The sequence below is a fragment of the Thermoflavimicrobium dichotomicum genome, from assembly GCF_900114055.1.
GTDB lineage: Bacteria > Bacillota > Bacilli > Thermoactinomycetales > Thermoactinomycetaceae > Thermoflavimicrobium > Thermoflavimicrobium dichotomicum.
In genome coordinates, this window is record NZ_FORR01000005.1 from 101,212 (window position 1) to 121,358 (window position 20,147).

General features: G+C 41.0%; 21 protein-coding genes, 1 pseudogene and 1 riboswitch. Of the genes and pseudogenes, 11 read left to right on the forward strand and 11 right to left on the reverse strand.

The features are described from left to right. Nucleotides 1-358: 358 nt before the first annotated feature. The 4 genes and pseudogenes from BMZ78_RS07255 to BMZ78_RS07270 form a co-directional block, all read right to left on the reverse strand. Nucleotides 359-1,258, reverse strand: coding sequence for an SDR family oxidoreductase (locus BMZ78_RS07255; protein WP_093229172.1), 900 nt, complete (start codon nucleotides 1,256-1,258; stop codon nucleotides 359-361). A gap of 300 nt (nucleotides 1,259-1,558) precedes the next feature. Next, nucleotides 1,559-1,795: pseudogene (locus BMZ78_RS07260) on the reverse strand (dioxygenase); the annotation flags it as partial. Next, on the reverse strand, nucleotides 1,780-2,433 hold the full coding sequence (locus BMZ78_RS07265) for a DsbA family oxidoreductase (protein WP_093229174.1): 654 nt from the start codon (nucleotides 2,431-2,433) through the stop codon (nucleotides 1,780-1,782). The pseudogene BMZ78_RS07260 and the gene BMZ78_RS07265, both read right to left, overlap by 16 nt. A 216-nt stretch (nucleotides 2,434-2,649) precedes the next feature. Beyond that, the gene (locus tag BMZ78_RS07270) at nucleotides 2,650-3,090 is read right to left on the reverse strand and encodes an Rrf2 family transcriptional regulator (protein ID WP_093229175.1); all 441 of its coding nucleotides are present in this window, start codon (nucleotides 3,088-3,090) and stop codon (nucleotides 2,650-2,652) included. 182 nt (nucleotides 3,091-3,272) lie between these two features. Between BMZ78_RS07270 and BMZ78_RS07275 the strand changes: the two genes are divergently transcribed. Both BMZ78_RS07275 and BMZ78_RS07280 read left to right on the forward strand, forming a co-directional pair. After that, nucleotides 3,273-3,644 (forward strand): CidA/LrgA family protein, encoded by a 372-nt coding sequence (locus tag BMZ78_RS07275; RefSeq protein WP_093229177.1) that lies wholly within the window; start codon nucleotides 3,273-3,275, stop codon nucleotides 3,642-3,644. Beyond that, nucleotides 3,641-4,339 (forward strand): LrgB family protein, encoded by a 699-nt coding sequence (locus BMZ78_RS07280; RefSeq protein WP_245739771.1) that lies wholly within the window; start codon nucleotides 3,641-3,643, stop codon nucleotides 4,337-4,339. The genes BMZ78_RS07275 and BMZ78_RS07280 overlap by 4 nt, the downstream gene beginning before the upstream one ends. A 476-nt stretch (nucleotides 4,340-4,815) precedes the next feature. Here BMZ78_RS07280 and BMZ78_RS07285 read toward each other — a convergent pair whose 3' ends face one another. Next, nucleotides 4,816-6,645 (reverse strand): APC family permease, encoded by a 1,830-nt coding sequence (locus BMZ78_RS07285; RefSeq protein WP_093229304.1) that lies wholly within the window; start codon nucleotides 6,643-6,645, stop codon nucleotides 4,816-4,818. A 402-nt stretch (nucleotides 6,646-7,047) separates the two neighbouring features. Beyond that, nucleotides 7,048-7,227, reverse strand: a complete 180-nt coding sequence (locus tag BMZ78_RS07290) for a hypothetical protein (RefSeq protein ID WP_093229178.1) — start codon at nucleotides 7,225-7,227, stop codon at nucleotides 7,048-7,050. Between the two features lie 309 nt (nucleotides 7,228-7,536). Here BMZ78_RS07290 and BMZ78_RS07295 point away from each other — a divergent pair, with 309 nt between their 5' ends. The 3 genes from BMZ78_RS07295 (at nucleotide 7,537) to BMZ78_RS07305 (ending at nucleotide 9,679) form a co-directional block, all read left to right on the forward strand. Further along, nucleotides 7,537-8,175 (forward strand): DUF4937 domain-containing protein, encoded by a 639-nt coding sequence (locus BMZ78_RS07295; protein WP_093229180.1) that lies wholly within the window; start codon nucleotides 7,537-7,539, stop codon nucleotides 8,173-8,175. Between the two features lie 50 nt (nucleotides 8,176-8,225). Continuing rightward, nucleotides 8,226-8,792 (forward strand): 3'-5' exonuclease, encoded by a 567-nt coding sequence (locus BMZ78_RS07300; RefSeq protein WP_245739772.1) that lies wholly within the window; start codon nucleotides 8,226-8,228, stop codon nucleotides 8,790-8,792. A 68-nt stretch (nucleotides 8,793-8,860) separates the two neighbouring features. Further along, nucleotides 8,861-9,679 (forward strand): class I SAM-dependent methyltransferase, encoded by an 819-nt coding sequence (locus tag BMZ78_RS07305; protein WP_093229181.1) that lies wholly within the window; start codon nucleotides 8,861-8,863, stop codon nucleotides 9,677-9,679. A gap of 62 nt (nucleotides 9,680-9,741) precedes the next feature. Here the strand turns inward: BMZ78_RS07305 and BMZ78_RS07310 are convergent, their stop codons facing one another. The 5 genes from BMZ78_RS07310 to BMZ78_RS07330 form a co-directional block, all read right to left on the reverse strand. Continuing rightward, entirely contained in the window at nucleotides 9,742-10,467 is a 726-nt protein-coding gene (locus tag BMZ78_RS07310; RefSeq protein ID WP_093229183.1) for an ABC transporter ATP-binding protein, read from the reverse strand. Nucleotide 10,468: 1 nt separating this feature from the next. Beyond that, nucleotides 10,469-11,149 (reverse strand): ABC transporter permease, encoded by a 681-nt coding sequence (locus BMZ78_RS07315; RefSeq protein WP_341849630.1) that lies wholly within the window; start codon nucleotides 11,147-11,149, stop codon nucleotides 10,469-10,471. Nucleotides 11,150-11,213: 64 nt separating this feature from the next. Next, complete coding sequence (locus tag BMZ78_RS07320) at nucleotides 11,214-11,504, reverse strand: thiamine-binding protein (protein ID WP_093229186.1); 291 nt, start codon at nucleotides 11,502-11,504, stop codon at nucleotides 11,214-11,216. Then, nucleotides 11,504-12,499, reverse strand: a complete 996-nt coding sequence (locus BMZ78_RS07325; protein WP_093229187.1) for an ABC transporter substrate-binding protein — start codon at nucleotides 12,497-12,499, stop codon at nucleotides 11,504-11,506. Before BMZ78_RS07325 ends, BMZ78_RS07320 begins: the two co-directional genes overlap by 1 nt. A 73-nt stretch (nucleotides 12,500-12,572) precedes the next feature. Then, a riboswitch (TPP riboswitch) is annotated at nucleotides 12,573-12,683 on the reverse strand. Between the two features lie 106 nt (nucleotides 12,684-12,789). Beyond that, complete coding sequence (locus tag BMZ78_RS07330) at nucleotides 12,790-13,122, reverse strand: ASCH domain-containing protein (protein WP_093229189.1); 333 nt, start codon at nucleotides 13,120-13,122, stop codon at nucleotides 12,790-12,792. Nucleotides 13,123-13,488: 366 nt separating this feature from the next. Here BMZ78_RS07330 and BMZ78_RS07335 point away from each other — a divergent pair, with 366 nt between their 5' ends. From BMZ78_RS07335 to dgoD, 6 genes are all read left to right on the forward strand, one after another. After that, nucleotides 13,489-14,340, forward strand: coding sequence for a helix-turn-helix domain-containing protein (locus BMZ78_RS07335; protein WP_093229190.1), 852 nt, complete (start codon nucleotides 13,489-13,491; stop codon nucleotides 14,338-14,340). Between the two features lie 36 nt (nucleotides 14,341-14,376). Further along, the gene (locus tag BMZ78_RS07340) at nucleotides 14,377-15,756 is read left to right on the forward strand and encodes an MATE family efflux transporter (RefSeq protein ID WP_093229192.1); all 1,380 of its coding nucleotides are present in this window, start codon (nucleotides 14,377-14,379) and stop codon (nucleotides 15,754-15,756) included. Between the two features lie 621 nt (nucleotides 15,757-16,377). After that, on the forward strand, nucleotides 16,378-17,145 hold the full coding sequence (locus BMZ78_RS07345) for an IclR family transcriptional regulator (protein ID WP_093229193.1): 768 nt from the start codon (nucleotides 16,378-16,380) through the stop codon (nucleotides 17,143-17,145). 5 nt (nucleotides 17,146-17,150) lie between these two features. Then, complete coding sequence (locus BMZ78_RS07350) at nucleotides 17,151-18,101, forward strand: sugar kinase (RefSeq protein ID WP_093229195.1); 951 nt, start codon at nucleotides 17,151-17,153, stop codon at nucleotides 18,099-18,101. An 11-nt stretch (nucleotides 18,102-18,112) separates the two neighbouring features. Next, nucleotides 18,113-18,748, forward strand: a complete 636-nt coding sequence (locus tag BMZ78_RS07355; RefSeq protein WP_093229196.1) for a bifunctional 4-hydroxy-2-oxoglutarate aldolase/2-dehydro-3-deoxy-phosphogluconate aldolase — start codon at nucleotides 18,113-18,115, stop codon at nucleotides 18,746-18,748. A 21-nt stretch (nucleotides 18,749-18,769) separates the two neighbouring features. Beyond that, nucleotides 18,770-19,918, forward strand: a complete 1,149-nt coding sequence (dgoD, locus tag BMZ78_RS07360) for a galactonate dehydratase (protein ID WP_093229198.1) — start codon at nucleotides 18,770-18,772, stop codon at nucleotides 19,916-19,918. The last annotated feature ends 229 nt before the right edge of the window (nucleotides 19,919-20,147 follow it).

Sequence of the window (20,147 nt, forward strand, 5' to 3'; positions counted from 1 at the left end):
ATGGATTGGGGGAGCAGCTTGTATCCGGAGAAGCCAATGCCTATTCTTTTACATTTACAAGACTAAAATATGAGGGTCCACATGAGTTTAAGAGGTACGCATTCGAGCTGTATAAATTGGCTGACAGGCTTGAGAAGAAATTGGGTAGCCCTCAGGATATTGAATGGGATGTTGCAAAAGGGAAAACGATAACAATAATAGATTACGGATTGCATTGGCTAGATAGTACTTAACTGATCTTATGTTTCATTGGTTCTTAACCTTACTTATCTGTGAAAAAACGTCGGAACCCCAAAAAGCAAAAGAAAAAGCACCGCTTAGGTACTTGTCGTTTATGATAAAATGCCGAAAAACTCTTTTAAGTTTCGGTCATAACACCTCCATTAACATGCAAAACCTGCCCGGTAACAAATGAGGCATCATCAGACGCCAAATAAACGTATGTCGGGGCTAGTTCGAACGGCTGCCCTGCACGTTTCATGGGTGTTTCCGTACCAAAAGTTTTTACATATTCAGCCGAATAGCTCGATACAATTAAGGGGGTCCAAACCGGTCCCGGAGCCACAGCATTCACCCGTATTCCTTTTTTAACCAATTGCAATGACAACGAACGAGTAAAAGAGACGATCGCTCCTTTTGTTGAAGAATAATCAACGAGTAAAGGAGCACCCGCATAAGCTGTCACTGAAGTAGTACTAATGATGGAACTTCCCCTCCGCAGGTAGGGCAACGCCGCCTGGGTCATGAAAAAATGCGGGTAAATGTTAGTTCGAAAAGTATTTTCTAATTGTTCTCTAGAAATATCTAGGATACTCTTTTGCGGGAACTGTACAGCTTGATTCAACACAAGTATATTTATTTTCCCATAATGCTCGATGGTCTTTTGTACGACTTCATGGCAAAAGGATTCTTCACGCAGGTCACCAGGGATCGTCAGGCAACTTCGACCGTAATGTTCAACCAACCTCTTAGTTTCGTTTGCATCTTCGTGCTCATACAAATAAGCTATCGCCACGTCAGCGCCTTCTTTTGCAAAACTGATTGCAACTGCACGACCGATTCCACTATCACCGCCGGTGATAATGGCAACCTTGTCCGTTAATTTACCACTTCCTACATAATAAGGATTATCGGATATTGGCAAGGGTTTCATTAAGTATTCTAAACCAGGTTGTTTTTCCTGATGCTGTGGAGGAAAGGTAACAGGAATTTGTTTGCATATGGTTTGAAATCCATAATATGGATACATTGGAATCATAGGTGATACCCCCTGGATAATAATGTGCACAGTAGGATATTCACCTAGATTTGTTAATGTTCCAAAACTGATCGCTTAGGTGGGAAGTAGTAGAGACATGAGGCCGTTGACAAACCCGGTTTTCCTTTTCCAGTTGAACGACTTCTTGCTCGTTTTTAAGCAACGGGAGTGAAACGGAAAAGTAAAACCGGCATATAACGGAAACTTTGTCAACAAGCTGACATGTTGCTTGCTTAGGCAACGTGGATTTTTCCTGGTCTACTTTACTAAGTTGGTGAGCAAAAACTGGCGGAGGAAGGCTTAAAATGCAAAAGACAGGTAGCTCAAAGTGCCCAGTTCATAGCTCCGATGCAAAATCTTTGCTTTGCTATCAGGATTTCCACTTCCCATTGCGATAAACAATGGAACGAAATGCTCAGGCCTGGGCACTGCCAGACTGGCATGTGGAGCCAGCTCTTGATAGGAGAATAGGGAAGACAAATCCCTATTTTGAATTTTATCGATTAACCAATCATCAAATTCTACGGCCCATGGTTCTCCATATCACAGGCGAGGCCGGCAGAGGGATTAAACGTTTCATTTTTTAATTCCTGATTGATGATTTTTTCGAAGACTTTCTTGCTGCGTATCCCTTGAACTACTTGCTTTCCAATGACAAAGGTAGGAACGGCGTGAATATTTGCCTCTTCATATGCATGACGCAAGGTAGCTAAATGGGTATCTTTGTACTTTCTTGTTTCTAAAGCGTTTTTAAATTCTTCGGCATTCAGGCCAATTTCACTGGCCAGTTTGGTGAGTACGTCGATTTCACCAATATTTTGTCCTTCTTGAAAAAATGCAGTAAATACCCGATCATTGTACTCATTCGCCTTTCCGTGTTCTTTGGCGTATTGGAACCCTTCAAAAGCCAAATGAGTGTAGGGGTGAGGGGAGAATGGTGGCAGTTTCATATCGATCCCCCATTTTTTTGCATAAGGGAGAATTACGGTTTTCCATCCTTCTAATTTGCCAGGGTCATTCCAAGGATCTACAGGTGGGGTGGGATAAGGTTGCAATTCAAATGGCATCCATTCCACTACGATATCTTTTCCTTTAATGGTTTCTTCGAGCAGCTTTTTACCCAAAAAGCAAAAGGGACAAACATAATCAGAATAAACTTTCATTTTAAGTGTCATATTTGTTCCTCCTGAAATTTTGATGGTGATGATAAGAGCGGGTTACCAGCCTGTAGACAAAATTTCTGTTATATGCCGGTTTTCCTTTTCAGTTTTTAACTGCTAGCAAGAGTCGTTCAACTGATTTATAAAAGAAGGGTGAAAGATTGTGATCATTAACTGTTGAACTTTTTTCGATTAGTTGTAACAAATATGGTTACAACTAATCGAAAAAAATTAGTTGTGAGTTGCTTTGTTTTTTTGAATCAGTTCTGTAACCAATTGTTTTATGGTAATTTCTGCCAACACTTGTTCCATAGCAGCTTGAGCACGATGCAGAATCAACTCAAGAACAGATTGGATGCTGGCTCCAACCGGACAATTGGGATTGGGATGTTCATGAAATTGAAAGAGTTGACCTTCCTCAACTACTTCCACCGCTTTGTATATATCAAGCAAGGTGATTTCGTCTAGGTCTTTTAAAAGATATGCTCCGCCTGTTCCAGGGCGAACATTTACCAATCCTGCTTTTTTCAGCTTTCCAATGACTCTGCGAATAATGACTGGATGAGTGTTGACACTTCCGGAGATCCATTCCGAAGTACAATGAGCATTTTTTTCTATGGATAACAGAGACAAAATGTGAACAGCTACGGTAAAACGGCTACTGATTTTCATAAGTTCACCCTCTTTTGTTGTAATCATTATAGTTACAACAAGTCAGGAAAGTCAAGCGCTACATTTTCCTTTGCCTTATTTTTTCTATTACGAATGATTCATATAAAAACAAATGAAAATTTCGTGATAATATAAAAGAAAACCTACTAGGAGTCAGAAGAATAAGGGGAGCTAGCGAAAAAATGAAATGGATACGGATCGGTGTACAAGTTGGTATCTTGATTCTTCTCAATGAGCTGGGGAAAATGATTAGCCATTGGTTACATTTACCTATTCCAGGTAGTATTATAGGTTTTTTTCTTTTATTTTTTTGTCTAAAAAGGAAGTGGATTTCTATAAGTTGGGTAGAAGCAGGGGCAAGCTTTTTGCTAGGTGAAATGCTTCTTTTCTTTATTCCCCCTGTTGTAGGAATTATTCAGTTTAAAGAAGTGATCCTGTCTAGCGGAATTCATCTATTGTTAGTCATTGTGATCGGAACTGTCGTCATTATGGTTGCTACTGCCTGGTTAGTGGAAAAAGTGTATCGGCTCAGAAGGGAGGAAACAACTGAATGAAAGTCTGGATCAGTCTAATTATGACGATTATGATTTACCTATTGTTCAAAAATATTTATCGCAAGTGGAAGGTCATAGTTTTAATCCCGGTATTTATATGTCCATTGTTTTTTATTTTTCTCCTTATAATCATGGACTTTCCTTATGAACAATATCATCAGGGAACGAAATGGCTTACCTATCTATTACAGCCTGCTACGGTAGCCTTTGCAGTTCCCATGTATAAACATTGGCATTTACTGAAGAAAAATATGGTGGAGATTCTAAGTGGGGTCCTATTTGGTGTTACATTTTCTGTTTTTGTTACGATGTTTTTTTCCTTGCTCTTTGGCTTTTCCAGTTTCATTACTCATAGCTTAGTCCCACGATCCATCACGACACCCATTGCCGTGACGATTACTGAAAAGATTGGTGGAAATGCAAGTTTGACTGCTGCTTTTGTTATTTTGACAGGAATTACAGGTTTGATGCTTGGCCAGTTTTTGATTCGACTGTTGCGTCTAAAAACGCCTCTCGCCAAAGGAATGATGTTTGGAGTAGGAGCACATGGGATCGGAACATCAAAAGCTTTCGAAATAGGGGAAATAGAAGGGACTTTTTCCAGCCTGGCGATGATTCTGGCAGCTATTTTTGGTGTATTCTTTATCCCTTTGCTCGCACCTTTGGTTGAGAAATTCTTTGCACTTTGGATTTGACCACTCCCCATGCGTAAACGCAGGGGATTCTTGGGTAATCCCGTCCACTGACAGGAAGTTGACCAAGCTAACCCCGTGGGCCCCACGGTTAAACAGTTTGAGTTGCTACGTCACAGGCTAGACCTACTGCTTGGTTTTCGCTTTTCAGTCTAGCCAGTCCATACACATAGCATTTTACGTGCAAGGTGATTGGCTTGCACAACCCTATATGCTATCCACTTGTCAAGGAGCAACTAAATGTAGTTTAACAGTGGAACATTTGTTTGTAAATACTTTTCTGAAAACATGCCGGACTTGGCACAAGGGCTAATGCCCTCCCTCGTCCGACGCTCGCTCTCATCCCCATAGCTGAAGCTAGGGGTTTTCTCGCTCGCTTTTTATAAAAAATATGAACCCGTATCACTCTGATGGCGATACGGGCTATTTTTTGGGATTTCCGAAGGCCGGCATTCCGCCATATGTATGTTTGAAGGGAATTAATGATGTAAATGAAACGGTATGGTTGAAACAACCACGTCTTTTCGAAAAATCAGGAGAGCTTTTAGTAACAATGCTGTTTGGTTGTGTAAAAATGTATGCCACCATTTCTTGATGATGAATTGAGGGACAAGTACGGTGATGAATTCACCTTCTTCTTTTTCTTTTTCAAGCGAATCAATATACTTCAAAAGCGGCGAGATTAAAGTTCGGTAAGGAGAACGCAAAATAATCAGTGGTACACCTGGGTTCCATTCCTCCCATTTTTCTCGCATTTGTCCTGCATGGTCATCATCAAAATCAACGGTTACAACCACAATATCATCCGAAATGCCTTTGGCATAGGAGATTGATTGCGATACAACTTTGGTAATGCCAGATATGGGAATGATTACTTTCGTCTTCACTTTTTTGGGCTGGGTATAGTGAACCAATCGCAACTCTTTGGCAATATCGTTGTAATGCTTTCGGATCGCAAAAAACAACCAAACAAGTAAAGGTATGGCCACCGTTACCATCCATGCTCCTTCAGTAAACTTGGAAATGACCGTAATTACCGTGACGATACCAGTAATCATTGTGCCAATTCCCGTAATGGCAATGCGGAACATGTTTTTCTTTTTTTCGTTCAAAAAGACTTTTACCATTCCCAACTGGGCGATGGTGAAGGAAAGAAAGACTCCAACTGCATAAAGAGGAATCAGGGAGTGTGTATCCCCTTTAAAACCGATAATTAAAAGGATAGAAAGCAGACTTAACAGAATGATTCCATTTGAATATACAAGACGATCTCCTCGCATGGCCAGATTTCGAGGAAGAAAACGGTCTTGAGCAATAATGGAAGTTAACTGTGGAAAACCGGCAAAACTGGTATTGGCTGCCAAAAACAAAATAAGCATGGTTGCAATTTGTATCAGATAGTAAAGTGGCCCACGTCCAAATATATGTTCTGCAATTTGTGATACAACCGTCTCATGTTCTTTTGGAGCGACACCAAAAGCCTGTGCCAGGAGTGTAATCCCAAAAAACATGATCCCCAGCAACAGAGACATCCAAATCATGGTGATCGCGGCGTTGCGTGGAGCCGGAGATCGGAAAGCCGGGACACCATTACTAATGGCTTCTACACCTGTCAAAGCGGAACAACCTGACGCAAACGCCCGAAGCAATAGTAATATGCCCACCCATGAACCCAAGTCATGAGCCTGGTTTCCGATCTGAGCTTGATAACCATGCCAGCCCTCTTTCCAGAGTTGGATCGATCCGAAGCCAATCATAATCAAGACCGAAAAGATGAAGAGATATGTAGGATAAGCGAATATGGTGGCTGATTCACGAATTCCTCGCAAGTTCAGCATCATCAGGATGACAATAAGAAAAACGGCCAGTGCTACTTTCCATGGAATCAGGCTTGGAAAGGCAGATACAAGCGCCGCTACACCCGAACTAATGCTAACTGCAACCGTCAAAATATAATCGATCATCAAGGCTGCTCCAGCAATTAAACTTAAAGGTACATTCAAGTTCTCCCTTGCAACAATATAAGCTCCCCCACCAGATGGGAACGTATAAACGATTTGACGGTATGAGAGGGTAACAACAAGCAATAATATCAGGATACTAACAGCAATCGGAATGGAATAGGAAAAAGCACTAGCCCCAATAATTGCCAGCACGAGTAATATTTCTTCTGTAGCGTATGCAACCGATGAAAGAGCATCTGAAGAGAAAATGGCTAGCGCTTTCCATTTCGGCAACTTTTCATGAGTTAACTGCCGGGTTCGCAGTGGCGAGCCGATTAATAAACGTTTGATCTGACCAAATCTCATAAATGAAATCGACCTTCCTCCAAAATGATTTTTTATCAAAAATAAATAACAAAATGCCATAAAGGTAGTATAACCCTTGCAGTGATAAACATGATACAAACTGGTTAAAACCAATTTCCACCTACAGAGAATCGCTAATGGATTTGGGGAATGATGCTAATGGAATTGATCCCAGCCTTTCTATTCTACGATAGGAAATTTTGCCTTGAACATAACATAATTCTGGATTTGATGATTTGCAATGGGAAGGAAATGTGGTGAAAGCGGATACAATTTTAATTTTCATTGTCTTTTATGTTAAATCGAAAGCGTACTAGAAAAATGAAGTTCTGTATGTTTTTAACTTGGGAGGCAACTTACAAAAAAACCCCAGCAGCCAAAAGCAACCAGGGATATCAAAAGTCAAACTTCATCTTTTGCTTCGAGTTCTTCAATTAAGTCCTCAAAATCAGCGATTAAATTATTTAGCGTATATGATTTTTCATGCTGAATTAACTCTAAGCGACCAGCTACTTGGTGGAGAATATGTTCTGCTCTTTTCAGATCCTGGATCGCCAACTCCAATTGATAATGTTTGTCCATATGTACCTCCCTGACAAATTGCCTATGAAAACAAATAGAAGAAGCTTTAGGATTTTTAAGATTATATCATTATAATGATGATGCAAACAAGTGGTAATCAGTAAAGAAAGAACAGATGACAAAACCAAAAAAGAGGTCTATCCTGAAAATATGGATACGTTACTCCCACGCTTCGGTATTGGTTCCTTTCTCCGTGACGACTTTTGTACCATCACAGTCACTCCGTAAGGAATCAATCCCTCTGCTATAGAAAACAGAACACCTTTTTCATCTCTCAGATGGTGTTACTCTGCAACACGGGGGTCTATCATGTTAATCAAATGGATTGTTTGCCAAGTTCCCGAGGAACAAAAAGCCGCTTTTACCGAAGCTCAAACGATATGGAGTGCGCTTGCAGATGTAGATGGTTTCTATGGACAATGGGGCGGATGGAATGTTCTCCAATCTACAGAAGCCTGTATCCTTGGTTTATGGAGGGATTTGTCCTCCTATGAATCCTTTATGTCCAACGTCCATGACACTCTATTTCTTGGAAGCAACCAGGCGAAAACTTATCAAAGCATTTCGATAACCTTATCCAAACAGATTCTATCCATTCCGGGAGAAGAAAAGTCCATTCATCAAGCCTTGTCTGGGCGATGGCTACACATGGCTGATTGTCTGGTTAAGCCTGAAAGGGTAACATCCTTTATGACAGCCCAACTAACCGTTTGGAATCCAGCCATGCATCAAGCTGAAGGGATGTTGGCAGGAGCCATGGGACAAGCCATAGATATACCGAACCGATATCAGGTTTTTAGCCTATGGAGAGATGAACAAGCCCATCAAGTCTATGCAGAAAATGTCACCCAACTTCGGGAACAAGTTGGAACAGATCTGGTTACCATCTCAATTTCTGGTTGTTTGGTACAACAAGAAGAAAAGTGGTTGGTTTTACCCAATATTTAATCTCTCAATGAACTGCAATCTATGTCGAATAAGCATTCTGGATGGGATGAATGATGGCAGAAAATATAAGATATTTGTTAATCTTGGATGTAGAATCGACCTGTTACGAAAACGGACAAGAACCCAAACATTTCTTTTCCGAAATCATTGAAGTTGGAGCAGTCGTTTTTGATGTAGAAGAGAGAAAAATCGTGGAGGAGTATCAGTGTTTTGTAAAACCCGTTTTGTTTCCACAATTAAGCGATTTTTGTAAAAAGCTGACCACGATTTCCCAAGATCAGGTAGACCAAGGACTCTCTCTATTTGAAGCTGTTCGAGAATTAAGTCATTTATCTCTTAAATATCAAGCTCTATTTTGTTCATGGGGTTATTATGATCGAAGACAGTTTCATTCCGTTTGCTCCAGATTGAAAGTACCCTATCCCTTTTCGGATCAACATATCAGTTTAAAACATGCACATCGTGATTTTTACCATTTGAAAAGAAAAATGGGAATGAAGGCAGCTCTAAAATATCATGGGTTATCTTTAGACGGAACCCATCACCGAGGGATTGACGATGCCAGAAATATAGCAAAGATTGTGAATCAGATGTTGAGTGATGGATGGAGGATCTAGCTTACATGCACCGAGTTGTTCTCGACCTGTTAAAAACATCCTCTATAATTAGAAAGAGGTAGACTGTATTGAATAACGTGATTGAATATTATACTTTTTTTGGAGAAAAAGAATGGTCTCGTCTTGAACGTGAACCCATTGAATTTCAAGTGAATTGGCATTATATAATGAAATTACTTCCAAAAACAGGTGAAATCCTTGATAATGGAGCTGGTCCTGGAAAATATTCGATGGAGTTGGCACGACTTGGATATTATATAACACTTACTGATCTTACACCCAAGTTGGTGGAAATTGCTAGAGAAAAAGCAAAAGAATTAAATCTAGTTCATCAATTTCGGGGCTTTCATGTATTAAATGCAACAAATCTAGCCGGATTAGAAGATGAACAATTTGATGCCTGTTTAATGATGGGACCATTATATCATCTACAATCGGAACATGTTCGGATCGCGGCCGTTAAAGAATTGCACCGTGTGACCAAAAGAGGCGGTGTGGTTTTTGTTGCCTTTCGATCAAGAATCAACCATGTGCTCTTATCACTCCTGTTTCCTGAACATTGGAAACCCAATGATAACATGGATGAGATCAACGAGTTTCTGGAAACAGGTATTTTTAACCATAGCGATCAAGGGCGTTTTACTGGAGCTTATTTTTTTAAAATAGAGGAAATCAAGCCATTTATGGAAGCTCACGGATTTAAAAGCCTCCATCTAATTGGATCAACGAATATCGGTGCCACTTTCAAACAGGAACACCTGGATTATTGGCGAAAACGTGGTGAATTATCCAAAGTGATGGATTTGCTGAAGAAAACAGCAGCTGATCCATATGTTCTTGGGATGTCATCACATTTGCTCTATATTGGTCAAAAAGTCGTTCCTTAGTCAATAAAAGAAATTAAACCTTATATATAAAATAACCGCCGAGTTGCTTCCCGGCGGTATTTTTATCCTAATAGCATGGCTTCAATTTCTTCCCTAAGCTCAAGAAAATCCTTATTCCCTCGTTGGTCCCAGCGATGCTCGCGAGGGAATGGAACATGAAATTCCTTTTTTACTTTCATAGGACCAGGAGTAAGGACATAGATCCGGTCTGAAAGCAGAATGGCTTCTTCCACACTGTGAGTGATGAACAAGACTGTCCGTTTTTCTTCTTCCAATATTGATAATAACCAGCGTTGCATTTCACTACGGGTTAGAGCATCCAAAGCACCAAAAGGCTCGTCAAGACAGAGTAGTTTTTTCTTACTTGCCAAGGTGCGGGCAAATGCCACTCTTTGTTGCATCCCTCCTGAGAGTTGATGCGGAAAGTGATTGGCATAGGAGCTGAGTCCGATCCGTTCTAAAAGCTGTTTGATTTGTTTGGGGTCGATTTGTCCTTCCAGTTCCTGACTTAAACGAATGTTTTCTTCAACAGTTCGCCAAGGAAAAAGAGAAGAGGTTTGTGGCATGTACCCAATCAATCCTCTTTTTCCATTCACTCGTTCACCCTCTAGATAAATGGTACCTTCCTCTGGTTCATATAATCCACCGATCAAATAAAATAAGGTGCTTTTTCCACTCCCAGAAGGACCAATCAGGGAAACAAATTCCCCTTCATTGACATGAAATGTTAGATGTTGAATGATCTGTCTGGTTTGATATCGAAAAGAAAGTTGTTCGCAATATAACATCTTATTCTCCCTTCTTTATTTTCCATCGAATCAACCACTCTTCCAAAAGTTGAATCAAAAGAAAAAGGGAAAGGCTTAAAATGACGATGGTCCCGATTGCCACAAAGACGCGATCTGTTCTAAATGCGGATGCGGCCGTTTGCATCATGAGTCCCAAACCTGCTTGTGCCCCAAGCCATTCGGAAATAACAGCGCCCATGACACTATAGGTAGCAGCCACTTTACATCCAGAGAAAAAAGAAGGGAGGGCAGATGGCCATTCCAATTTGTAAAAGATCTCTAAACGGGATGCTCCGGCAATTTTCATATACCGGAGCAAAGTGGGATCGACTTGGCGAAAACCATCCAGAGTCGCAATGGTAATGGGGAAAAAGCATACCAGCACAACAATCAGAACCTTAGGTAGCGTACCAAATCCAAACCATAAAACCAACAGAGGTGCAAGGGCAATAATCGGGACATTTTGGGTTAGAACAATGATGGGATAAAAAGCATGCTCCATCATCGGAAAGAGGTGCAAAAATACCGCAACAATGACTCCAAATACAATGCCAATACATAAACCCAGCAAAGCAATCCAGATGGTTGCAGCAATATCTGCTTGCATCAGGGGAAGTTGCTGCCAAAAGGTTTTCCATATCTGTGTTGGAGCTGGCAATATCCATGTTTCGATCGCCAACAAACGTACGGCTCCTTCCCAGATCAACAGAAACAATGCTGATACCAGGAGGGGAGGGAATAGCTTTCTAATCATACTTCTTGGTCAACTCACTTATTGAAGTGCCATGAACGTGATGATAAATCTTTACTTGTGCCAAAACAGAATCACAACCCATTTTGACCATTTCGTCGTTGATTTGTTTGACGATCGCCAGTAGTTCTTCCAGCTCTCCTTCCATCGTGGTTTCAAGAGGGCCTACCCGGTAAGGAACGCCCGATTGATCGATAATCTCTATCGCACGGTCTACGTAAGGGATGACGCTTTCTCCATTAGGGGTCCGAGGAATGATTTGTATGCTAAGAAGGGTATTGGGCATTATTTTCCGCCTCCAGGCAAAAATTCGTTCGTAAATGCTTTTTCGGCTTCAAAGTTTCCTTCCAATAATTTGTGCTCTTTCATCCAGCGGGCATAATTTTCCCAAACCTCTTTTTTCTGATAGCCCCATTCTTTGGCTTCGGCTTGGTAGCGCGGACTTAACCATGCCTGGCTTTTCTTTACCAATTGGGGATCCAGATTCGGTACAGCATGAATCAGGATATCTGCCGCCTCGTTTGGATGTTCAATGGCATAACGATATCCTTTTGCTACAGCACGCATAAAGGCACGAACGGTTTCGGGATCCTGTTTGGCTTTATGTTCGCTGGTAATGATGACAGGCGTATAGTAATCCAGATCTTTCGAATAATCGGTGAGGTAAAGCATATTCAGTTTTTCGCCACGAAGTTCTGCTTCAATCCCTGTCCATCCGTAGTAAATCCAGGCAAAATCGATTCCTTTTTTGGTTGCTGTAAAGTAATCCATGTTGCCGATATTCGAGAATTTGACTTTTTTTACATCTCCATGATCTTTTTCCATTAAAGAGCCAATCACCTGTTGTTCAACAGGTGCGCCAAAAGCTCCATATGTTTTTCCTTCGAAATCTTTTGGCCGCTTGATATTTTTGGCTACAGGGGAAGCAAATCCGGAAGTATTATGCTGAATAATGGCAGCGATCGAGATAACAGGAATGTTTTGGGTACGAGCTTGCGTTACCATCTCTTGATAGCTGATACCAAAGTCTGCATTTTTCGAAGCAACCATCTGTTCTGCTGTCGTTTTTCCAGGTTGGATGATTTGAACATCCAGCCCTTCATTTTGGAAGTATTTTTTTTCTTTCGCTACATATAGGCCTGTATGATTCGTGTTTGGTGTCCAATCCAGTACAACCGTTACCTTCTTATGTTTTTCAGTGGTTTTCCCTTGTCCGGGAGAGCTACAGGCAGCTAGAACCATCAGACAAAAAACAAGAAAAAGACCAAACCATTTGCGCATAAATATCCTCCTTCTTCTACTCATACCAAAAAACGCCTTCTGATCCAGTCAGAAGGCGTTTCGCGCAAAAAACTCGCACAAACATTCTTCGTCCCTACGCCGGCATTACCCGGATCAGGTTCAAGGGTCTGTGTATAGGTACACACTCTCAGCCAGCCATTATCCAGCTCCCCTACATACTATATGATTTTGACTAGGTATTATTATAAATAAGTATATTAGTATTGTCTATTTAACAAAAATTTCCTTGGAGTCATTTCGTGCAATGATTGATTTTCTGGAAAATGAATTTACTTAACAGGGCGAAACTCATGAACCCAAACTTTCATTTGTGGAAGCCAGGGCATCTTGGGATGAAGTGATAAAATGTGGTCTTTATATGCGTCAACCGATGAAAAACCTTCTGATTGTGCATCTTGATCGGTGAGTTCTCCTAAAGATTGTTGATAAACATGGTATACCTCAAATCGATATCCTTGCAATTCCATAATCTCTCCAGGATCTGCATAGCGGCCATTTCTTCTGGTAGCTGTTTTATCACCTTTCAATACACGTTCAATATCTTCCGGATTGGTAATTAATCGATCAATGGTACATGTTTTTGGTGGCAAAGTAGCAGACATAGATATCTTCCTTTCTATATTTATTAAGCAGTCATGAAGTCCGATATTAAAACATGGAGACAAAAATAGTATAGGCAATCGGATTTATTTTCTCTTCAATTTCATGATTAAATTTTTTTGAGATCAAGCATCGCTCATGTTCTTGAAAAAACAATAAAAGGCAGATTTTGTGCTCGTTATAAAAAAGAGAATAGCTTTATTTTGAGTTATTTGATTTAATGGTTTTTGTATTGTATTTTTCAGGATCACGTAGCCAATTTTCCGCTGTTTATGCAAAGTTTTGCAGAGCTAGATGACAAACATGTTATAATCATTTGTTGATAACCTGATTTAACATTTCGAAAAAAACAAAGGGGTTATGTTTTCATGGCATGGCTAACCGTCTGGGAAGCATTTGAACGAATGAAACGTGAAGGAATTTCAAAAAGCATACATACCATCATCCAGTGGATCAAGGAAGGGAAACTGAAGGCAGAAAAATCATCCCATAAACAGGATGAATGGCGAATTGATTCCAATCATTTGGAGCAATGGATCCAGGAACATAAACCATCGGATATGGATATTGTAACAGAGCTAACCAAAGCTATAAAGACGATCCGTGAAGCATACGAGGAAGTTAAAAAAGAACGGGATCGTTTGCAAACGGAAAATGAATTATTACAAGAAACGAATAAACAATTACGAGCCGATAATGAACAGTTAAAAGAGAAGCTGGAGCGTCTAACGATTGAATTGAATCAAAGGGCACAAGAGCCAAAACACGAACCCCCGACAGATCCAAACCAGAAGTTGGATCACAAATCCATTTCCCTTCCAGCTATCGTAGAATCGGCTGAGGGGTTACCTGTCGAAATATTACAGGAAACAGAGCCCGAAGAAAAAATGGAATCGGTTCAGGAAGAATCAGCATCGGAGGGATTGACAAAAGAGCAGGTTGAAGAAATTTGGAGACGGGTAACGAAGGATACCATGGAAGATGAGGATGTGGTAACAAATTCCAAGAATCTATTATTCTCCACATTATTTAAGAATGATCATCCCCGCACTGTTATTGAGCGAACTGAGGAAGGGTATTATATCTGTCCTTTCCGATCCGGGCACGGGAAATATTTTGATCGTGTTGACAGGCTGATAGAAACTGCTATTCCATACCTCATTCGGCATGCAAAGATCCAGAAGATACGGGATGCGGAACGGAAAAAATACGGCTATTAATTAAAATTTGGCAAAAACTTCAAAAGGGGAGGAACTATGAAACAGACTTATACAATAGAGCAAAAGATTCGCTTGTTTTTTCGTATTTTGTTACCGATTCTCATTACACAGATCACCATGTTTGCTATGACTTTTTTTGATACCATGATGTCTGGAAATGTCAGTGCAAAAGATTTGGCTGGAGTTGCCGTAGGTGTGAGTTTGTGGACTCCTTTGTTTGCAGGTCTTAATGGAATTCTCCTCGCACTTACACCGATTGTTTCTCAACTGATTGGAGCGAATCGTCCGAAAGAGGTTCCCTATCAGGTGATGCAATCCCTATATTTAGCCTTTACGATTGCTTTGAGTGTAATTATTTGTGGTGCGTTTGTTGTAAATCCGATCTTAGACAGCATGGATTTGGAAAAAGATGTTCGAGATATCGCTCATCAGTTTTTAATAGCGATATCCTATGGCATCATTCCCTTGTTTTTATATAATGTGCTCCGGTGTTTTATCGATGCCTTAGGACAAACACGAGTCACCATGTACATTACGCTGCTTTCTTTGCCGATCAATGTCGTTCTTAACTACTTGCTTATTTTTGGAGCTTTTGGCTTTCCGCGTTTAGGAGGTGTTGGGGCAGGGTATGCTTCAGCGATTACTTACTGGTGTATTTTGTTTGTGATCTTATATGTAGTGCTACGGATGAAGCCATTTTCAGATTATCAAGTGTTTAAACGGTTTTATCGAATTTCTCTTGATACCTGGAAAGACCACCTGAAAATCGGTGTCCCCATTGGGTTTGCCATTTTCTTTGAAACCAGTATTTTCGCAGCAGTTACTTTACTGTTAAGTGAATTTAATACAGCAACGATTGCGGCACATCAGGCTGCGATGAATTTTGCGTCCTTCGTTTACATGATCCCCATGAGTATCTCGATGGCTCTTACTATCACAGTTGGGTTTGAAGTAGGAGCAAAAAGATATCAGGATGCCAGAAAATATAGCTATTTGGGGATTGGTATTGCCGTCATGATTGGGCTGATTTGTGCAGTGGGGCTCTATCTTTTCAATGAGCAAGTGGCTCGATTATATACAACGGATCAAACTGTACTGGAGCTAACCAAACAATTTCTCATTTATGCCATCTTTTTTCAATTATCCGATGCGATTGCTGCACCTGTCCAAGGAGCGTTGCGAGGATATAAGGATGTGAATGCACCCTTCATCATGGCCTTTATATCGTATTGGATCCTCGGCCTTCCTATTGGATATCTATTGGCGAAGTATACAACATTAGGGGCGTTTGGCTATTGGATCGGCTTGATATCGGGGCTTGCTTTTGGTGCTATTTTTCTATCTGGACGGTTGGTAAGGTTGCAGCGGCGGATACAGATAAAGGAACGAGAAGGAATGAAGGAACAGGCGAGTTAAGATTGATATGATCAAATGGATTTAGGATGAGACCAAGAGAATATCCAATCGTTTTTGAACCCCAACATCAGAATGATAGTTGGGGTTCTGCTACTTTTAACAGCTTTTCAGATTATACGGAGAAGGTAAAAAAACCTGTCCGATGTGCCTCAATACTTATGCTTGAAATTACGAATATGCTTGCATGTTAACATAAAAGATCCTAAAAGGCCCATTCTCTACGGAAGATCGTTATAGCCTGACCACTCAACACAACCCGATTCTCTTAAACTGCCATGCGTACATTTCCACCACGTTCAAATGCTTGGTATCCTACCAATTCATTTCGAACCAGAGCCGTTCTATTTTTGTAAAATTTGATTCATTAATGGTTTTGTTTCATTTTTGATCTTGAGATATTTCGTGAATAATTGTAATATACAAGTATAAAATCATATATATGAAATGAATTCACATATGTGAATTTGAGACTGTTGACAAACCCGGTTTTCCTTTTCCAGTTGAACGACTTCTTGCTCGTATTTAAGCAACGGGAGTGAAACGGAAAAGGAAAACCGGCATATAACAGAAACTTTGTCAACAAGCTGAAAGAATTCACATATGTGAATTGAAGGGGGTTCTATGTCTGTCAAATCTGCTGTTCGGGTGTTGGAAATCTTTGAGCTGTTACGGAATTATCCTCAAGGATTGACCATCAAAGAAATAGGAACCATGTTAAACTTTCCCCAAAGCAGTACATTCAATCTGGTCAAGACGCTTTATGAAAAAGGTTATCTTTCGAGGACAGAGTTAAAAAAATACAAACTGGGCCCCAAGCTGATTGACTTGGGAACCAGCTCGATGGAATCGATGGACTTGTGCAGGGATGCAAGAGTGCATTTGGAAAAATTGATGCAACAGGTAGAAGAAACCGTTTTTATGGCGATTCTGTCAGGAGATGAAATGGTTTATGTTGCCAAAATAGACAATAATCGTTCGATCAGAACAAGTGCTCAAATCGGTTCAAGAAGACCCATGTATTGTACAGGATTGGGAAAAGCAATTCTCGCTTTTTTGTCCAATGAAAAAAGAGAAGGGCTTTTAGCCAAAATGAAATTGGAACCGATTACAGAACATACGATTACGGATCGGAATGAACTTGAAAAACAGCTACGTTTATTTAAAGACCAAGGTTATGCCATTGACAATGAGGAAAATGAGGAAGGACTTTACTGTATTGCTGCTCCTGTTTTTGATGCTACAGGGGATGTCGTGGCAGCTGTCAGCGTAGCAGGTCCGAAAGATCGGATGAAGAAAAGGCATGAATTTATTGTTTTTCATGTCCTGAATACCACAAGGACGATCTCAAGAAATATGGGTTATTCTCAAACAGGCAAAGAAGGGGTTTAAACCAAATGGATGTAGTGACGGTAGGAGAAACGATGGTCATGTTTACTCCGCAAACGATGGGCCTGCTTAGATACGCAAAACAGTTCGTTTTAAGTTATGCAGGTGCCGAAACCAATGTAGCCATTGGATTATCCAGGCTGGGCCATCGGGTCGGTTGGATCAGTCAAGTAGGCCAGGATGAGTTTGGCGAATCGCTCCTCTCTTTTGTACGAGGGGAGGGGATCGATGTAAGTGAAGTGAAGAAACATCCCACTGCACCAACGGGTCTTATGTTTAAAGAGTATTTAAACAAGAAAGAGCTACGAATCTATTACTATCGCCATCAAAGTGCAGCAAGTATGATGAATAGGCAAAATATTAATAAGGATTATATTTCCCAAGCAAAATTTTTGCATATCACGGGTATTACACCCGCTCTTAGCGAAAGTTGCCGTGAAATGGTTTTTGAGGCGATTCAAATTGCAAAACACCATGGAGTAAAAGTCGTATTTGATCCTAATTATCGAGCAAAGTTATGGGATACCGATACTGCAAAGCCGATATTATTGGACATTGCTGCACAGTCGGATATTATCCTCCCGGGGTTGGATGAAGGCACATTGTTAGTGGAAAAAGACAAGCCGGAAGAAATTGCGGATGCCCTTTTGGATTTGGGAGCCAAACTGGTGGTCGTGAAATTGGGGCCTCGTGGCGCTTATTACCAGTCAGCTGAAGAGTCTGGTTATGTGTCCGGTTTTCCAGTTGATGAGGTCGTTGACCCGGTTGGAGCAGGTGATGCATTTGCTGCAGGTTTTTTATCTGGAATGCTGGAAGGGATTTCAATAGAATCAGCTGTTCAGCGAGCCAATGCAGTCGCAGCTATGGTAGTGATGGTAAAAGGAGATTATGAAGGGTTACCGGAAAGAGAAACACTTATGCGATTTATGAATCAGTCAAGCCAAGATGTTCATCGATAAGGAGGAGCATTATGGGAATCGAAAAAATCAGGGATTACGGAATCATTGCGATCATTCGCGGGCATCATCCCCAGTCCATCCCTCTTATAGTGGAAGCCTTGAAAAAAGGGGGTATCCGAACAGTTGAAATTACCATGGATACCCCAAAAGTCTGTTCAGTGATTGAACAAGTCGTCGATGAGTTTGGGGATGAAATGCTGATCGGTGCGGGAACCGTTTTGGATCGTGAATCTGCACGTCTGGCAATCTTGGCGGGAGCCAAATTCATTTTTTCTCCATCATTGGATATTGAAACCATCCGTATGACCAAGCGCTATGGAGCAGTTAGTATCCCCGGGGCCTTTACACCGACAGAGATCCTTGCTGCTTATGAACATGGCGCTGATGCTGTAAAAGTATTTCCTGCTAATATATTGGGACCTGCTTACATCAAGTCTGTACGAGATCCGTTGCCTCAGATTCCGATTATTCCAACAGGCGGAGTCTCTTTGGAAAATGTTGGGGATTATTTTAAAAATGGTGCTTTTGCAGTCGGACTCGGGGGAGCACTGGTACACAAAACCAATCATGTAGATGAAGAATATTTACAAATAATCACCCAGAAAGCGACCCGTTTTGTAGAAGAAGTGAAAAAGGCCAGACAATAAAAGAGAGGAGAGATTTGCAAAATGAAGATTATTGGCTATGAGACATTTAAAGTGCCACCGCGTTGGTTATTTTTGAAAATTGAAACAGATGAAGGGGTTATTGGTTGGGGAGAACCCATTATTGAGGGACGTGCTGATACGGTTCAGGCTGCCGTTCAGGAATTGATGACTTATTTAATCGGAAAAGATCCGTTACGTATTGAAGATCATTGGGCGGTGATGTACAGAGGTGGATTTTATCGTGGCGGACCGATATTAATGAGTGCGATCTCAGGCATTGATCAGGCCCTGTGGGATATTAAAGGAAAATATTATCAAGCCCCTGTTTATCAGTTGCTGGGCGGAGCTTGCCGGGATTCAATTCGGGTTTATTCATGGATTGGCGGAGACCGTCCGAGTGATGTTGCAAAAGCGGCTCAGGATGCAGTGGAAAGAGGCTTTACGGCAATTAAAATGAATGCAACAGAAGAACTGCAGTTTATTGATTCCTATGCAAAAGTCGAGCAAGTGGTGGAGCGAGTTGCAAGCATTCGACAAGCTGTAGGCAATCATATTGGCATTGGCATTGATTTCCATGGTCGGGTACATAAACCCATGGCCAAAGTGCTGGCTAAAGAGTTGGAACCTTATCATCCCATGTTTATAGAAGAGCCTGTCTTGCCCGAGAATAATGAAGCACTGCGCGATATTGCCAATCTTACTTCCATTCCGATTGCCACAGGAGAGAGAATGTTTTCGCGATGGGATTTCAAAAAGTTGTTAGCGGATGGCTATGTTGACATTATTCAGCCCGATCTCTCTCATGCAGGAGGAATTACCGAGTGCAAAAAGATTGCATCCATGGCTGAAGCGTATGATGTGGCTTTAGCACCTCATTGCCCTCTCGGTCCGATCGCCTTGGCTGCTTGTTTACAGGTGGATGCAACTGCGTACAATGCCTTTATCCAGGAACAAAGCTTGGGTATTCACTACAACAAGGGAAGCGATCTACTCGATTATCTTGTAGATCCAAAAGTATTCCAGTATGAGAATGGATATGTACAAATTCCGCAAGGCCATGGCTTGGGAATTGAGATTAACGAAGATCATGTGAGAAAAATGGCAGCAGTTGGACATAATTGGAAAAACCCCGTTTGGCGCCATAAAGATGGTAGTGTGGCTGAGTGGTAAAAAAATGAGAAGAAATTACAGATGAACTGGCGTAGTAATTGGATGAATACCAGCGAAGCTGTCGCCAGGGGTAAAGTAAATTGCATAAAATGCAATCAATGAAACCAGCTATATAAGTAAGCTGGTTTCATTGATTGAAGAGGTCGGGACTTAGGTTAATATGCCGGACCCCACATTTCCGTTTAGGGATCCGCCGGATTTGTACCGTCATCAGTTTACCTTAGAAATG

Bases quoted from the DNA above. Each gene is read 5' to 3' on its own strand.
- BMZ78_RS07255 (WP_093229172.1), bottom strand. From the start codon at position 1,258: ATGATTCCAATGTATCCATATTATGGATTTCAAACCATATGCAAACAA.
- BMZ78_RS07265 (WP_093229174.1), bottom strand. From the start codon at position 2,433: ATGACACTTAAAATGAAAGTTTATTCTGATTATGTTTGTCCCTTTTGC.
- BMZ78_RS07270 (WP_093229175.1), bottom strand. From the start codon at position 3,090: ATGAAAATCAGTAGCCGTTTTACCGTAGCTGTTCACATTTTGTCTCTG.
- BMZ78_RS07275 (WP_093229177.1), top strand. From the start codon at position 3,273: ATGAAATGGATACGGATCGGTGTACAAGTTGGTATCTTGATTCTTCTC.
- BMZ78_RS07280 (WP_245739771.1), top strand. From the start codon at position 3,641: ATGAAAGTCTGGATCAGTCTAATTATGACGATTATGATTTACCTATTG.
- BMZ78_RS07285 (WP_093229304.1), bottom strand. From the start codon at position 6,645: ATGAGATTTGGTCAGATCAAACGTTTATTAATCGGCTCGCCACTGCGA.
- BMZ78_RS07290 (WP_093229178.1), bottom strand. From the start codon at position 7,227: ATGGACAAACATTATCAATTGGAGTTGGCGATCCAGGATCTGAAAAGA.
- BMZ78_RS07295 (WP_093229180.1), top strand. From the start codon at position 7,537: ATGTTAATCAAATGGATTGTTTGCCAAGTTCCCGAGGAACAAAAAGCC.
- BMZ78_RS07300 (WP_245739772.1), top strand. From the start codon at position 8,226: ATGATGGCAGAAAATATAAGATATTTGTTAATCTTGGATGTAGAATCG.
- BMZ78_RS07310 (WP_093229183.1), bottom strand. From the start codon at position 10,467: ATGTTATATTGCGAACAACTTTCTTTTCGATATCAAACCAGACAGATC.
- BMZ78_RS07320 (WP_093229186.1), bottom strand. From the start codon at position 11,504: ATGCCCAATACCCTTCTTAGCATACAAATCATTCCTCGGACCCCTAAT.
- BMZ78_RS07325 (WP_093229187.1), bottom strand. From the start codon at position 12,499: ATGCGCAAATGGTTTGGTCTTTTTCTTGTTTTTTGTCTGATGGTTCTA.
- BMZ78_RS07330 (WP_093229189.1), bottom strand. From the start codon at position 13,122: ATGTCTGCTACTTTGCCACCAAAAACATGTACCATTGATCGATTAATT.
- BMZ78_RS07335 (WP_093229190.1), top strand. From the start codon at position 13,489: ATGGCATGGCTAACCGTCTGGGAAGCATTTGAACGAATGAAACGTGAA.
- BMZ78_RS07340 (WP_093229192.1), top strand. From the start codon at position 14,377: ATGAAACAGACTTATACAATAGAGCAAAAGATTCGCTTGTTTTTTCGT.
- BMZ78_RS07345 (WP_093229193.1), top strand. From the start codon at position 16,378: ATGTCTGTCAAATCTGCTGTTCGGGTGTTGGAAATCTTTGAGCTGTTA.
- BMZ78_RS07350 (WP_093229195.1), top strand. From the start codon at position 17,151: ATGGATGTAGTGACGGTAGGAGAAACGATGGTCATGTTTACTCCGCAA.
- BMZ78_RS07355 (WP_093229196.1), top strand. From the start codon at position 18,113: ATGGGAATCGAAAAAATCAGGGATTACGGAATCATTGCGATCATTCGC.
- dgoD (WP_093229198.1), top strand. From the start codon at position 18,770: ATGAAGATTATTGGCTATGAGACATTTAAAGTGCCACCGCGTTGGTTA.